We start from the raw sequence: 14088 nt of genomic DNA on the forward strand, positions 1-14088 counted from the left end.
CGGGCGGACGGGAGCGACCGCGTCCCCGCATGACGGACAATGGATCCCATGCCTTCCGCACTGCCCGACGGTGAGCCGATGCCCGAGGACGGGGCGCTGCCCGGTCACGCACTGGCCCAGGCCGCCGACCGTCCCCTCGGCTTCTATCTGCACGTGCCGTACTGCGCGACCCGCTGCGGCTACTGCGACTTCAACACCTACACCGCGAGCGAGCTGCGCGGCTCCGGCGGCGCCCTGGCCTCCCGCGACAACTACGCCGACCACGTCGTCGAGGAGATCCGGCTGGCCCGCAAGGTGCTGGGCGACGACCCGCGCCCGGTCGAGACGGTCTTCGTCGGCGGCGGCACCCCGACCCTGCTGCCCGCCGCCGACCTCGCGAAGATGCTCGCCGCCATCCGCGAGGAATTCGGCCTCGCCCCGCACGCCGAGATCACCACCGAGGCCAACCCGGAATCCGTCGACCCGCGCTACCTCGCCGGGCTGCGCGAAGGCGGCTTCAACCGCGTCTCCTTCGGCATGCAGAGCGCCCGGCAGCACGTCCTGAAGATCCTCGACCGCACGCACACCCCGGGCCGCCCCGAGGCGTGCGTCGCGGAGGCCCGCGCGGCCGGTTTTGAGCACGTCAACCTCGACCTGATCTACGGCACCCCGGGCGAGAGCGACGACGACTGGCGCGCCACCCTGGACGCCGCGCTCGCCGCAGGACCCGACCACGTCTCCGCGTACGCCCTGATCGTCGAGGAAGGCACCCAGCTGGCCCGCCGGATCCGCCGCGGCGAGGTCCCGATGACCGACGACGACGTGCACGCCGACCGGTACCTGATCGCCGACGAACGCCTCGCCGCGGCCGGCTTCCGCTGGTACGAGGTCTCCAACTGGGCCACCACGGACGCCGCCCGCTGCCGCCACAACGAGCTGTACTGGACCGGCGCCGACTGGTGGGGCGCGGGCCCCGGCGCCCACAGCCACGTCGGCGGCGTCCGCTGGTGGAACGTCAAGCACCCCGGCGCCTACGCCCAGGCACTCGCCGAAGGCCGCTCCCCGGGCGCCGGGCGCGAGATCCTGCCCGCCGAGGACCGCCGCGTCGAACGCATCCTCCTGGAACTGCGGCTCTCCGACGGCTGCCCCCTGAACCTGCTCGCCCCACAGGGCGCCCGCGCCGCCGCCCGCGCACTGGCCGACGGCCTGCTGGAAGCGGCCCCGTACGAAGCCGGCCGGGCCGTCCTGACGCTCCGCGGGCGGCTGCTGGCCGACGCGGTGGTGCGGGATCTGGTGGACTAGGAGGCGTCAGGACTCGGACGAGTGAACCGATGCGGGTGCGCTGCGCCCCCGCCTACGCTCTCCCTTGGCTGCCGCTAAATGCACGCGGCGTGATGTGGAGGGCCACGGAGATGACCGCTGTGGATGAACGGATGACGACCGACGCCACCGAAATCTTCGAGAACCTGGAGGTTCCCGAGGGTTACAAGGCGGAACTCCTGTGGGGGGACATTGTGATGATGGCCGGGCCCGACTGGGTCCACAACGACATCATCGAGCGGGTGGCGGACCAGATTCCGCGGGCCCGATGGCACCGCAAGCAGACACAGGACATCGCCATTCCGCAGGAGGTCAGCGAGCCTCAGCCCGACCTCGTCGTGCTCGAACGCGGCGCGTTCGAGGGGCCGGGACGCCTTGTCCCCGTGGAGGCGGTGACGCTTCTTGTGGAGGTCGTGTCGAAGAGCAGCGTCGATCGTGACTACGGCGAGAAGCGTGCTCTCTACGCAGCGGGCGGGGTTCCCCTGTACCTGATCATCGACCCCATGGAGGCCCAGTGCGTCCTGCTCAGCAAGCCGTCGGGAAGCGGCCCGGAGGCTGACTACGAGGTGGACGTGGCCACGAAGTTCGGCCGGCCGGTGCCGCTGGAACCGCTCGGCGTCGAGCTGGACACCACGGAGTTCGAGACCCTCCCCCCGGTCAAGCGTCACCGCCGCCCGTAACGAAGTCGATCAGCTCCTCCACCCGCCCGAGCAGCGCCGGTTCGAGGTCGCGGTAGGAGCGGACGCCGGACAGGATCCGCTGCCAGGCCGCGCCGGTGTTCTCCGGCCAGCCCAGAGCCCGGCAGACGCCCGTCTTCCAGTCCTGGCCACGCGGCACGGAAGGCCAGGCGGGGATGCCCACGGACGACGGCTTCACGGCCTCCCAGACGTCGATGTGGGGGTGGCCGACGACCAGCGTGTTCACATCCGTCACCTCCGCCGCGATCCGGGACTCCTTCGAGCCGGGCACGAGGTGGTCGACGAGGACGCCGAGCCTGGCGTCGGGGCCGGGCGAGAAGGAGCGGACGATCGCCGGGAGGTCGTCGATGCCCTCCAGGTACTCCACGACGACCCCCTCGATGCGCAGGTCGTCGCCCCACACCCGCTCCACCAGCTCCGCGTCGTGCCGGCCCTCCACATAGATACGGCCGGCCCGCGCGACGCGGGCGCGGGCGCCGGGGACCGCGACCGAGCCGGACGCCGTACGGGCCGGGGCGCTCGGCGCGGGGCGGCCCGCGGGGCGTACGAGGGTGACGACCTTGCCCTCCAGGAGGAAGCCGCGCGGTTCCATCGGGAAGACGCGGTGCTTGCCGAAGCGGTCCTCCAGGGTGACCGTCGGGCCCTGCGCCGACTTCTCGCAGCGGATCACCGCGCCGCAGAAGCCCGTGGTGACCTCCTCGACCACCAGATCGGGCTCGGCCGCCACTTCGGGGGCGGGGCGCTGCTTCTTCCAGGGCGGGGTGAGGTCGGCGTTGTAGCGCTTGCTCTGCATGGGGTCTGCGGACCTGTTCTGTGGCGAAGGGCGCGGGGCGCTCGGTGGGCACGGAAGGGCGGTGCAAAGGTGTCGGCACCGCGGCGGGGCGGTGCGGAAGATACGGGGAAGGCGCCGGTCAGGCGGGGGACACGCCGAAGCGGGCGGCGAGCGTGTCGCGCTGCTCACGGACGAAACGGGCATCCACAACAGCACCGTGCCCCGGCACGTACACGGCGTCCTCACCGCCCAGGGCCAGCAGCCGGTCCAGCGCGGCGGGCCACTGCCGTACCAGCGCGTCCGGCCCTGCGGACGGTTCGCCGGACTCCTCGACCAGGTCGCCGCAGAAGACGACTTCGGGTGCGCCGGGCCGGTCCGCGGCGAGTACCGCCAGGTCGTGCGCGGTGTGGCCGGGGCCGACGTTGGCGAGCAGCACCTGCCGGCCGCCGAGGTCCACGGTCAGCTCGCCGTGCACGAGACGGTGCGGGCGCACCAGCAGGTCGGCGGCGTCCGCGGCCGCGTCCGGATCGACGCCGTGCCGCACCGCGTCGAGCCGCAGGGCGTCGCCCCCGCGCGCCAGCAGCTCGTCCATCCCGGCCGCGGCGAACACCTGCACCCCGGCGAAGGCCGCGGCGCCCAGCACGTGGTCGAAGTGGGGATGGGTCAGCGCGAGATGCGTCACGTCGCGGCCGAGCACCGTGAGGACGGAGCGGCGCAGGCCGGCGCCGTCGCGCAGGGTCGCGCCGGTGTCCACCAGCAGGACGCCATCCGTTCCCGCGATGACGCCGACGGTCTCGTCCCAGCCCGGCATCCGGCGTCTGGCGATGTGCTCACCGAGCCGTTCCCACCCGGCCTCTTCCCAAGTCGTGCGCATGCCGAGACGCTATCGGTATCGCGATAGCGTTGCCCGGCGGATCAGGGGTCGCGGACGGTGTTCCTGGCGGGCGCCCTTGCCCCGGCCGTGCTACCCGGCCGTACACTGGATCGGTGTTTGGCACTCGGCCCGGGTGAGTGCCAGGCGGACGCAGCGGCCCGGACGGCAGGACTGGAGGTGTGCGCCATGCTCAGTGAACGCAGGCTTGAGGTGCTGCGTGCCATCGTCCAGGACTATGTCGGCACCGAGGAGCCGGTCGGCTCGAAGGCGCTGACCGAGCGCCATCAGCTCGGCGTCTCCCCGGCGACGGTCCGCAACGACATGGCCTTCCTGGAGGACGAGGGATTCATCGCCCAGCCGCACACCAGCGCGGGCCGGATCCCCACCGACAAGGGCTACCGCCTGTTCGTCGACAGGCTGGCCGGCGTCAAGCCGCTGTCCAGCCCGGAGCGCCGGGCCATCCAGAACTTCCTGGACGGCGCGGTCGATCTCGACGACGTGGTGGGCCGCACGGTCCGGCTCCTGGCGCAGCTGACCCGGCAGGTCGCGGTCGTGCAGTACCCCTCGCTGACCCGGTCAACGGTCCGGCACGTGGAGTTGCTGTCGCTGGCGCCCGCCCGGCTGATGCTCGTCCTGATCACGGACACCGGCCGGGTCGAGCAGCGGCTGATCGACTGCCAGGCGCCGTTCGGCGAAACGTCCCTGGCCGATCTGCGGGCCCGGCTCAACAGCCGGGTCGTGGGCCGCCGGTTCGCGGATGTGCCGCAATTGGTGCAGGATCTTCCGGACTCCTTCGAGCAGGAGGACCGCGGCACCGTCTCGATGGTGCTCTCGGTGCTGTTGGAGACTTTGGTGGAGGAGACCGAGGAGCGTCTGGTGATCGGCGGAACCGCCAATCTCACGCGCTTCGGGCACGATTTCCCACTGACCATCCGGCCGGTGCTGGAAGCCCTTGAGGAGCACGTGGTGCTGCTCAAGCTGCTCGGGGAGGCCAAAGACTCGGGCATGACCGTACGTATCGGGCATGAGAATGCCCACGAAGGGCTGGCGGCCACATCGGTGGTCGCGGTCGGCTACGGTTCGGGCGACGAGGCAGTCGCCAAACTCGGCGTGGTCGGACCGACCCGCATGGACTACCCCGGAACGATGGGAGCGGTACGCGCAGTGGCACGTTACGTCGGACAGATCCTGGCGGAGTCGTAAGTGGCCACGGACTATTACACGGTCCTCGGTGTCGGCCGCGACGCCTCGCAGGACCAGATCAAGAAGGCATTCCGGCGGCTGGCCCGCGAGCTGCACCCGGATGTGAACCCGGATCCCAAGACCCAGGAGCGGTTCAAGGAGATCAACGCCGCTTACGAGGTGCTGTCGGACCCGCAGAAGAAGCAGGTCTACGACCTCGGCGGCGACCCGCTCTCGCAGGCGGGCGGCGGTGGCGGGGCCGGCGGCTTCGGCGCGGGCTTCGGCAACTTCTCCGACATCATGGATGCGTTCTTCGGTGCTTCCTCGCAGCGCGGCCCGCGCTCGCGGACCCGGCGCGGCCAGGACGCGATGATCCGGCTCGACATCGAGCTGAACGAAGCGGCCTTCGGCACGACCAAGGACATCCAGGTCGACACCGCCATCGTGTGCACCACGTGCACCGGCGAGGGCGCGGCGCCCGGCACCTCGGCGCAGACCTGCGACATGTGCCGCGGCCGCGGTGAGGTCTCGCAGGTCACCCGCTCCTTCCTCGGCCAGGTCATGACGTCCAGGCCGTGCCCGCAGTGCCAGGGCTTCGGCACGGTCGTGCCGACGCCGTGCCCCGAGTGCGCGGGCGACGGGCGGATCCGCTCGCGCCGCACCCTCACGGTGAAGATCCCGGCGGGTGTCGACAACGGCACCCGGATCCAGCTCGCCGGCGAGGGTGAGGTCGGTCCCGGTGGCGGCCCGGCCGGTGACCTCTACGTCGAGATCCACGAGCTGGCCCACTCCGTCTTCCAGCGGCGCGGCGACGACCTGCACTGCACGGTCACCATCCCGATGACCGCGGCGTCCCTGGGCACGAAGTGTCCGCTGGAGACGCTCGACGGGATGGAGGAGATCGACGTACGGCCCGGCACCCAGTCCGGCCAGTCGATCCCGCTGCACCAGCGCGGCGTGACCCATCTGCGCGGCGGCGGCCGCGGCGACCTGATCGTCCACGTCGAGGTGCTGACGCCCTCCAAGCTCGATGCCGAGCAGGAAGAGCTGCTCCGGCGGCTGGCCAAGCTCCGTGGTGAAGAGCGCCCCACGGGCCAGTTTCAACCCGGACAGCAAGGGCTCTTCTCGCGGTTGAAGGATGCGTTCAACGGGCGGTAGGTGAACGGCTCGTAGGGCCGGGCACGGTGTGCCCGGCCCGGTGCGGGACAGCGCGGTGGGCGTGGCACGATGTGGTCATGTCCACCGCGCTGACCGATTTCTGCCGCCATCCGATCGTGCAGGCCCCGATGGCAGGCGGCATCTCCGGGCCTGAGCTGGCCGCCGCCGTCAGTGACGCCGGCGGCCTCGGATTCCTCGCCGCCGGCTACAAAACCGCCGACGGCATGTACCAGGAGATCAAACGGCTGCGCGGACTGACCGGCCGGCCGTTCGGCGTGAACCTCTTCATGCCGCAGCCCGCGCTCGCCGACACCGCGGCCGTCGACGTCTACCGCGACCAGCTCGCCGGCGAGGCCGGCTGGTACGAGACGCCGCTCGGCGAGGTCGACGCGTGCGGCGGTGCCGACGACGGATACGAGGCCAAGCTGGCGATCCTGCGCGAGGATCCGGTGCCGGTCGTCTCGTTCGTCTTCGGCTGCCCCTCCCGCGCCGTGCTGGACGCGTTCGCCGCGGTCGGCACGTACACCATCGTCACGGCCACCACCCCCGCCGAGGCGCAGGCCGCGCAGTGGTCGGGCGCGGACGCGGTCTGTGTCCAGGGCATCGAGGCCGGCGGCCACCAGGGCACCCACCGCGACGACCCGCAGGCCGACGGGACGGGCGCCGGTATCGGGCTGCTCTCGCTGATCACGCAGGTCCGCGAGGCCGTGCAGATTCCCGTCGTCGCGGCGGGCGGGCTGATGCGCGGGGCGCAGATCGCCGCCGTGCTGACCGCGGGCGCCACCCTGGCGCAGCTCGGCACCGCCTTCCTGATCACCCCGGAGTCCGGCGCGCACGAGCTGCACAAGCGGGCGCTGACCAATCCGCTGTTCACCCGCACCGAGCTGACCCGGGCGTTCACCGGGCGCCCGGCCCGCGGCCTGGTCAACCGCTTCCTGCGGGAGCACGGCCCGTACGCGCCGGCCGCCTACCCGGCCGTCCACCAGCTCACCTCGGGGCTGCGCAAGGCCGCGGCGAAGACCGGGGACGCGCAGGGCATGTCGCTGTGGGCCGGGCAGGGCCACCGGATGGCGCGCGAGCTGCCGGCCGGTGAGCTGGTGGAGCTGCTGGTGTCCGAACTGGACGCGGCACGCGGCGGGTTGAGCCACGAGAGTGCGGGGGACGCGGCATGACGGCGCCGGTTTTTCTGGTCGAGTCCCTGGCGGACGTGCGGGCCGGCGGCACGCTGACGCTGGAAGGCCCCGAGGGGCGGCATGCGGTGTCGGTGCGCCGGCTGCGGGTCGGCGAGGAGGTCGTGCTGACGGACGGCACCGGGTCCGGCGCCGGGGGCACGGTCGCCGCCGTCGAGGGCAAGGACCGGCTGACGGTCGCGGTGACGGAGCTGCGCAGTGAGCCGGAGCCCCCGGTGCGGATCACCGTCGTGCAGGCGCTGCCCAAGGGCGACCGCGGCGAGCTGGCCGTGGAGACCATGACGGAGACCGGCGTGGACGCCATCGTCCCCTGGGCGGCGTCGCGTTGCGTCACCCAGTGGAAGGGCGAGCGGGCCGCGAAGTCGCTGGCCAAGTGGCGGGCCACGGCCCGTGAGGCCGGCAAGCAGTCGCGTCGGCTGGTCTTCCCCGAGGTCGCGGAGGCGTGCACGACCCGGCAGGTCGCGGCGCTGCTCGCGGAGGCGGACCTCGCCGCGGTGCTGCACGAGGAGGGCAGCACCCCGCTGGCCACCGCCGCGCTGCCGGCAAGCGGCAGCATCGTGCTCGTCGTCGGCCCCGAGGGCGGGGTGGCGCCGGACGAGCTGGCCGCGTTCGCCGACGCGGGCGCCCGGCCCTACCGCCTCGGCCCGACCGTCCTGCGCACCTCCACCGCGGGCACCGCGGCCACCGCGCTGCTGCTGGGGCGCACCGGCCGCTGGAGCTGACCTCGCGCCCGCACGCGAACGGTGCGCCGGCCGGCCCGAGGGCCCGTCGGCGCACCGCAGTTCACCGCCGCGAGGGCGGCCGGATCAGACCAGCTTCGCGTCGAGGGTGATGTTCTTGACGCCGGCCAGCGCCTGGCTCACCGGGCAGTTGGCCTTGGCGTCCTGGGCCGCGGCCTGGAACTCCTCTTCCGACAGGCCGGGGACGCGGGCCCTGACGGACAGTGCGATGCCGGTGATGCCCTCGCCGGGCTGGAACGTCACGTCGGCCTGGGTGTCGACGGCCTCGACGGTGTAGCCCTTGCCCGCCAGGCCGTGCGAGAAGGCCATGGAGTAGCAGGAGGAGTGGGCGGCGGCGATCAGCTCCTCGGGGCTGGTGACGCCGTTCGGCTGCTCCGAGCGGGCCGGCCAGTTCACGTCGTACGTGCCGACCTTGGAGGAGTCCAGGGCGACGGAGCCCTTGCCCTCCAGGAGGTTGCCTTCCCAGTGGGTCTTCGCGGTGCGCGTGGTTGCCATGGTGCACTGACTCCCGGTTGTGGGCGGTATGCGGTCTGCGAGGCCAGCTTAGGGGTGCGCGCACAAGGGGCGCCTGATCGGCCCGGTAGCATCCGAGTGCGTACGCACGGTGCGTACGGCGCCTGCCGCGTACGCCGTGACGCGACCCGGTGCGGCCACGACGCGGCTCGCCACGGTCCGTCCGGCGCAGCGGCGGGCGAAGACCCGGGAGGAGTCCACCGGTGGCGGGAGAACCGCAGGCCGACTGCCTGTTCTGCAAGATCGTGGCGGGGGAGGTGCCGGCGACCATCGTCCGGGAGACCGAGACCACCGTCGCCTTCCGCGACATCAACCCCCAGGCCCCGACCCATGTCCTGGTGATCCCCAAGGTCCACTACGCGAACGCCCTGGAACTGGCCGCCGCTGAGCCGGTCATCGCCGGTGACGTGCTGCGCGAGGCGGGCAAGGTGGCCGGTGACGAGAAGGTCGACGCGACCGGCTACCGCATCGTGTTCAACACCGGTCCCGGCGCGGGGCAGACGGTCTTCCACGCCCATGCGCACGTACTGGGCGGCCGCGACCTCCAGCGCCTGGTCTGACGGGACCGGGGAAGCGAGTTGTCCGTACGCGAACTGGTCGTCCTCGGCACCGCGAGCCAGGTGCCGACCCGGCACCGCAACCACAACGGCTACCTCCTGCGCTGGGACGGCCAGGGGCTGCTGTTCGACCCCGGCGAGGGCACCCAGCGGCAGATGCTGCGCGCCGGGGTCGCCGCGCACGACCTCAACCGGATCTGCGTCACGCACTTCCACGGCGACCATTCGCTGGGCCTCGCCGGGGTGATCCAGCGGATCAACCTCGACCGGGTGCCGCATCCCGTCACCGCGCACTACCCGGCCGGCGGGCAGCACTTCTTCGACCGACTGCGGTACTCCACCGCGTACCGCGAGACGGTCCGGCTGGTGGAGCGGCCGGTGGCCACCGACGGCGAGCTGGAGCGCTCGGATGCGTACAGCCTTCAGGCGCACCGGCTCTCGCACCCCGTCGAGTCGTACGGCTACCGGCTGGTGGAGCCGGACACCCGGCGGATGCTGCCCGAGCTGCTGGCGGCGCGCGGCATCGCAGGTCCTGACGTCGGGCGGCTCCAGCGTGCGGGGGAGCTGAACGGTGTGACGCTGGACGAGGTGAGCGAGATGCGGCCGGGACAGCGGTTCGCGTTCGTCATGGACACCCGGCTGTGCGACGGCGTGCACGTCCTCGCCGACGGCGCCGACCTGCTGGTGATCGAGTCGACCTTCCTCGACGAGGACGTGCAGCTGGCCACCGACCACGGCCATCTGACGGCGGGCCAGGCGGCCGCGGTGGCGGTGCGGGCCGGGGTGCGGCATCTGGTGCTGACGCACTTCTCGCAGCGCTATGCCGACCCCGGCGAGTTCGAACGGCAGGCGCGGGCCGCCGGGTTCACCGGCGAACTCACCGTCGCCCGCGACCTGATGCGGGTTCCGGTCCCCAAGCGGCGCTGAACGCACGGCACTTCGGTGCGGCCGTCATCGTTGTCGGCGACGGCGCGGGGATCGGCCCGCTGCTGCCCGAAGATCCGCGGGAGACCGCCGGATACCGGCTGCTCGGCCGGATCGGCGAGGGCGGCATGGGCACCGTCTCCCTCTCAAGGACCCGCGGCGGGCAGCCGATGGCGCTCAAGCTGGTCCTGTCCCGGTACCGGCGGGACGAGGGGTTCCGGCTCCGCTTCGAGCGGGAGGCGCAGGCCGCCCGCCGGGCCCCACCCCGCAGGACGCCGTCGCGCAGAGCGCGGCTGCACGCTCTACGACACCCGCCGCGGCACCGCCGTACGCCTGCCGTCCATGCGCCGCGGGGTGCCGCTGCGCGAGCTGCACCGCACCCCGCTCGCCGACGACGGCCCGCGCACCGGCATCGCCCAGCTCAAGCTGCTGGTCGACGACGCCTGCGTGCACCGCTTCACCCTCGACGCGGGCACCACCGCCGCCCTGGGACGCGCGCCGGGCGAAGGCGGCATCCCGCTGTACGGGCTGCCGCCCGACCCGCTGCTGCGCCGGATCAGCCGCCGGCACGTGGCGGCCTGGCAGCGCGCCGCCCGGCAGGTCCCCGACGGCCCGGCCCGCGCGGTCACCCGGCCGCACTGAGCGGGCCGGGGTGCGGGCCGGGGACGTGGGTTGGCCCTACGGCAGGTAGTACATCGGGTTCGGCAGCTTGAAGGTGCGGTCGGACGCGCCGCCGCTCAGATCGCTGTACTGGTCCCCGAAGTTGGCGACGATGTTGTAGCCGAGCGACTCGATGTGCTTGCGGGTGCCCGACTTGTACTCGATGGTCGAGCAGGTGGCGCCGCAGGGCAGGTAGGCCGGCGGGTGCTCCTTGTTCTTCAGGTAGACGTGCGAGCGGTCCAGCGGGACGCCGTAGCCGACGTTCTTGAGGTTGCGCACGCTCCAGTCCCGCTGCGCCTCCTTGCGGCCGGTGAGGAAGAAGACCTCGGCGCCCTGCGAGTGCGCCCAGTTGACCAGCCGGTCCATGCCGAAGACCGCGCCCATGTCGGTCGATTCGAGGTACTTGTCCTGGGTCTCTTCGGTGTAGTGGAAGCCGACCTGGAGCTCGTAGTTGTAGGTGAGCAGGGTGGTGTCGTCCATGTCGAGGACGATCGCGGGCTTCTTGGCGTGCTTGCCCGCGGGCTTGCCGGTCTTTGCACCGGCGGCCTGCGCGGTGTGGCCGTGCTGCCGGTCGAGCGCGCGGGTCAGGTAGGCGCGGGCCTTCGCCTCGATGCCGCGGACCTGGCGGGCGTAGTTGCTGTGCGGGGACGCGTAGTGCTCGCCGTCCGCGGTGACCGTGTCGCCGTAGTACGCCTTGATCCGGTCCTGGACCAGGGTGAGGTTCGGGATCTCCTTGTCGGTACGGGGCACCGCGTGCTCGGCGGTGGCCTGGCCTACGCCGAACACCGCGGTCCCGGCGACGAGGGCGGTGACCGTCGCGGCGCCTATACGGGCGCGGCGGGAGAGGGCGGGGAGGGGCATGGCACGGCTCCTTCGGGGAATCTGAGCGGACTCCCGTAGGTCTAACAGAGGCTCAGTGCCGGTTCTACGCGCGAAGATTCAACGGTTGGTAAAGGAAGAGGTGAGGCGGTGTAGGCGGCCGGGCCGGTGTGCGTTGCGTCCGATGCAGGGGCGCGGGGAACCAGGGCGTGCCGGGTGGTGGTCTGGAGGGGTGCGTCCTGCGCACCGGAACCGCCGTAGAGAGGGAACCACTGTGAGAACCGTCGAAACCCGTCCGAACCGCCGCACCGTACTCGCCCTGGGTGCCGGGACGGCGCTCGCCGCCGCCGTGTCCACGGGCGGACCGGCCCAGGCGGCCGCACCGCGCGCCGACGACGGCATCGCGCAGGCGCTGCGCGACCTGGAACGGGAACACGGCGCCAGGCTCGGGGTGTTCGCGCGGCACCTGGGCACCGGCAGGAGCGTGCGCCACCGCGCGGACGAGACCTTTCCGGTCTGCTCGGTGATCAAGACGGCCGCCGCAGCCGCCATCCTGAGAGACCTCGACAGGAACGGCGAATTCCTCGCCCGGCGCATCAAGTACACCGAAAAGGACGTAGCGGACTCCGGCTACGCCCCCGTCACCGGCACACCGGAGCACCTCGCGAACGGCATGACCGTCGCCGAACTGTGCGCGGCCGCCATCGAATACAGCGACAACGCCGCGGCCAACCTCATGCTGCGCGAGCTGGGCGGCCCCACCGCCGTCACCCGCTTCTGCCGCTCGATCGGCGACCGGACCACCCGGCTCGACCGGTGGGAGCCCGAGCTGAACTCGGCCGAACCGTGGCGTACGACGGACCTCACGAGCCCGGCCGCCATCGCGGGAACCTACGCGAAGCTCACCCTCGGCAGCGCGCTGAACCACCGGGACCGTCGGCAGCTGACCTCCTGGCTGCGCGCCAACACCACCAGCGGGGCACGCTTCCGCGCCGGCCTGCCGCGTGACTGGACGGTCGCGGACAAGACCGGCACCGGCGAGTACGGCACCGCCAACGACGTCGGCATCGCCTGGACGCCGGACGGCGCGCCGGTCGTGCTCGCCGTCCTGTCCACCCGGCCCGATGCCGAAGCCCCGGTGGACGAACCGCTGGTGGCCAGGACCGCGGAACTGCTGGCGGCGGCGCTCGTCTAGGACCGGACCGGGGCCGGGATCTTCCCGAACTCCGGGGAGGTCCCGGCCCGTTGGGCGGTATTGACGCCCGGGTGCCGCCCTCCTAGCCTCCCTCTGCATCCATGGAGGTCATCTTCATATGGAGACAGGAGCGTCACCTTGGTCACCACCGACGCCGCGCGCCGGGCCGCCGCCGACGCCACGGGCCTCACCATCACCGAAGTCCGGCTCACCCCGATCCTGATCGCCGACCCGCCGCTGCTCAACACCCAGGGCGTGCACCAGCCGTACACCCCGCGGCTGATCATCGAAGTGGTCACCGCGGGCGGCGCCACCGGGCTCGGCGAGACCTACGGCGACACCAAGTACCTCGATCTGGCCCGCCCGTTGGCCGACGCCCTGACCGGCCGCCTGGTCACCGACCTGAACACGCTGCCCGCGCTCGCCGACCGGGTCTGCGGCGAATCGCCCGCCGCCACCGACGCCGCAGCGGTCGACGCCGGCGGGCTGCGCGGCGTCCAGACCGCCGACAAGCTCCGGCTCTCCGTACTCTCCGGCTTCGAGGTCGCCTGCCTGGACGCCTGGGGCCACGCGGCCCGGCTCCCCGTCCACGCGCTGCTCGGCGGCAAGGTCCGCGACCGCGTCGACTACAGCGCCTACCTCTTCTACCGCTGGGCGCAGCACCCCGAAGGCCGCGGTGAGCCCGACGACTGGGGCGCGGCCCTCGACCCGGCCGGCATCGTCGCCCAGGCCCGCCGCTTCGCCGGCACGTACGGCTTCGCTTCCTTCAAGCTCAAGGGCGGCGTTTTCGCACCCGACCAGGAGATCGCGGCGGTCAAGGCGCTGGCCGCCGCGTTCCCCGGGCAGCCGCTGCGCCTGGACCCCAACGGCGCCTGGAGCGTCCCGACCTCGCTGGCGGTCGCGGCCGAGCTGCACGACGTCCTGGAATACCTGGAGGACCCGGCGAGCGGCACCGACCGGATGACCGAGGTGGCCGCCGCACTCCGCGAGGCCGGGCCCGGCGGCCACGCCCTCCCGCTGGCCACCAACATGTGCGTGACGACCTTCGACGAGATCGAGGCGGCCTTCACCCGCCGCGCCGTGCAGATCGTCCTCTGCGACCACCACTACTGGGGCGGGCTGCGCGCCACCCGCGAACTCGCCGCGCTCTGCCGCGCCTTCGGCGTCGGCCTGTCCATGCACTCCAACACCCACCTGGGCATCAGCCTCGCCGCCATGACCCACGTCGCGGCGACCGTCCCCGGCCTCGGCCACGCCTGCGACACCCACTACCCGTGGCAGTCCGAAGATGTCCTCACCGAGCGGCTCACCTTCCGCGACGGCGCCCTCGACGTGTCCGACGCACCCGGCCTCGGCGTCGCCGTCGACCGCGACCGGCTGGCCGCGCTGCACCGCCGCTGGCTGGCCGACGACGGCGGGCTGCGCTCCCGCGACGACGCCGCCGCGATGCGCGTCGCGGACCCCGGCTGGGTCACCCCGGCCGTGCCGCGCTGGTGACCTCGGCCCG

Annotated in this window: 15 protein-coding genes; 11 read left to right on the forward strand and 4 right to left on the reverse strand. The window is 72.6% G+C overall.

The genetic code is table 11. The annotated features are described in order from the left end of the window. Nucleotides 1-48: 48 nt before the first annotated feature. On the forward strand, nucleotides 49-1281 hold the full coding sequence (gene hemW, locus LIU39_RS04950; protein WP_227044999.1) for a radical SAM family heme chaperone HemW: 1233 nt from the start codon (nucleotides 49-51) through the stop codon (nucleotides 1279-1281). Between the two features lie 110 nt (nucleotides 1282-1391). Continuing rightward, complete coding sequence (locus tag LIU39_RS04955; protein WP_227045001.1) at nucleotides 1392-1979, forward strand: Uma2 family endonuclease; 588 nt, start codon at nucleotides 1392-1394, stop codon at nucleotides 1977-1979. Here the strand turns inward: LIU39_RS04955 and LIU39_RS04960 are convergent. Together LIU39_RS04960 and LIU39_RS04965 are read right to left on the reverse strand one after the other, a co-directional pair. Continuing rightward, nucleotides 1957-2790: a DUF3097 domain-containing protein gene (locus tag LIU39_RS04960; RefSeq protein ID WP_227045003.1), complete on the reverse strand. Its 834-nt coding sequence runs from the start codon at nucleotides 2788-2790 to the stop codon at nucleotides 1957-1959. The genes LIU39_RS04955 and LIU39_RS04960 overlap by 23 nt on opposite strands. A 118-nt stretch (nucleotides 2791-2908) precedes the next feature. Beyond that, complete coding sequence (locus LIU39_RS04965; protein ID WP_227045005.1) at nucleotides 2909-3643, reverse strand: MBL fold metallo-hydrolase; 735 nt, start codon at nucleotides 3641-3643, stop codon at nucleotides 2909-2911. A 186-nt stretch (nucleotides 3644-3829) separates the two neighbouring features. Here LIU39_RS04965 and hrcA point away from each other — a divergent pair, with 186 nt between their 5' ends. The 4 genes from hrcA (at nucleotide 3830) to LIU39_RS04985 (ending at nucleotide 7895) form a co-directional block, all read left to right on the forward strand. Continuing rightward, on the forward strand, nucleotides 3830-4846 hold the full coding sequence (gene hrcA / locus LIU39_RS04970; protein ID WP_227045007.1) for a heat-inducible transcriptional repressor HrcA: 1017 nt from the start codon (nucleotides 3830-3832) through the stop codon (nucleotides 4844-4846). Continuing rightward, complete coding sequence (gene dnaJ, locus LIU39_RS04975) at nucleotides 4847-5983, forward strand: molecular chaperone DnaJ (RefSeq protein WP_227045010.1); 1137 nt, start codon at nucleotides 4847-4849, stop codon at nucleotides 5981-5983. It begins immediately after the preceding gene. 77 nt (nucleotides 5984-6060) lie between these two features. Then, complete coding sequence (locus LIU39_RS04980; protein ID WP_227045011.1) at nucleotides 6061-7155, forward strand: nitronate monooxygenase; 1095 nt, start codon at nucleotides 6061-6063, stop codon at nucleotides 7153-7155. After that, nucleotides 7152-7895 (forward strand): 16S rRNA (uracil(1498)-N(3))-methyltransferase, encoded by a 744-nt coding sequence (locus LIU39_RS04985; protein WP_227045013.1) that lies wholly within the window; start codon nucleotides 7152-7154, stop codon nucleotides 7893-7895. Before LIU39_RS04980 ends, LIU39_RS04985 begins: the two co-directional genes overlap by 4 nt. An 84-nt stretch (nucleotides 7896-7979) precedes the next feature. Here the strand turns inward: LIU39_RS04985 and LIU39_RS04990 are convergent, their stop codons facing one another. Further along, on the reverse strand, nucleotides 7980-8408 hold the full coding sequence (locus LIU39_RS04990) for an OsmC family protein (RefSeq protein WP_227045015.1): 429 nt from the start codon (nucleotides 8406-8408) through the stop codon (nucleotides 7980-7982). Nucleotides 8409-8629: 221 nt separating this feature from the next. On the opposite strand from LIU39_RS04990, the gene LIU39_RS04995 reads away from it, so the two are divergent. From LIU39_RS04995 to LIU39_RS05005, 3 genes are all read left to right on the forward strand, one after another. Then, nucleotides 8630-8986 (forward strand): histidine triad nucleotide-binding protein, encoded by a 357-nt coding sequence (locus tag LIU39_RS04995; RefSeq protein ID WP_227045017.1) that lies wholly within the window; start codon nucleotides 8630-8632, stop codon nucleotides 8984-8986. 18 nt (nucleotides 8987-9004) lie between these two features. Beyond that, nucleotides 9005-9910 (forward strand): ribonuclease Z, encoded by a 906-nt coding sequence (locus tag LIU39_RS05000; protein ID WP_227045018.1) that lies wholly within the window; start codon nucleotides 9005-9007, stop codon nucleotides 9908-9910. Nucleotides 9911-10249: 339 nt separating this feature from the next. Beyond that, nucleotides 10250-10549, forward strand: a complete 300-nt coding sequence (locus tag LIU39_RS05005) for a hypothetical protein (protein WP_227045020.1) — start codon at nucleotides 10250-10252, stop codon at nucleotides 10547-10549. Nucleotides 10550-10585: 36 nt separating this feature from the next. Here LIU39_RS05005 and LIU39_RS05010 read toward each other — a convergent pair whose 3' ends face one another. Next, nucleotides 10586-11428 (reverse strand): HAD family acid phosphatase, encoded by an 843-nt coding sequence (locus LIU39_RS05010; RefSeq protein ID WP_227045022.1) that lies wholly within the window; start codon nucleotides 11426-11428, stop codon nucleotides 10586-10588. A gap of 232 nt (nucleotides 11429-11660) precedes the next feature. Between LIU39_RS05010 and bla the strand changes: the two genes are divergently transcribed. Together bla and LIU39_RS05020 are read left to right on the forward strand one after the other, a co-directional pair. Then, nucleotides 11661-12581, forward strand: a complete 921-nt coding sequence (gene bla / locus LIU39_RS05015; protein WP_227045024.1) for a class A beta-lactamase — start codon at nucleotides 11661-11663, stop codon at nucleotides 12579-12581. Nucleotides 12582-12719: 138 nt separating this feature from the next. Next, the gene (locus LIU39_RS05020) at nucleotides 12720-14078 is read left to right on the forward strand and encodes an enolase C-terminal domain-like protein (protein ID WP_227045026.1); all 1359 of its coding nucleotides are present in this window, start codon (nucleotides 12720-12722) and stop codon (nucleotides 14076-14078) included. Nucleotides 14079-14088 lie beyond the last annotated feature (10 nt).

It is taken from the genome of Streptomyces pinistramenti, from assembly GCF_020564935.1.
Lineage (GTDB): Bacteria > Actinomycetota > Actinomycetes > Streptomycetales > Streptomycetaceae > Streptomyces > Streptomyces pinistramenti.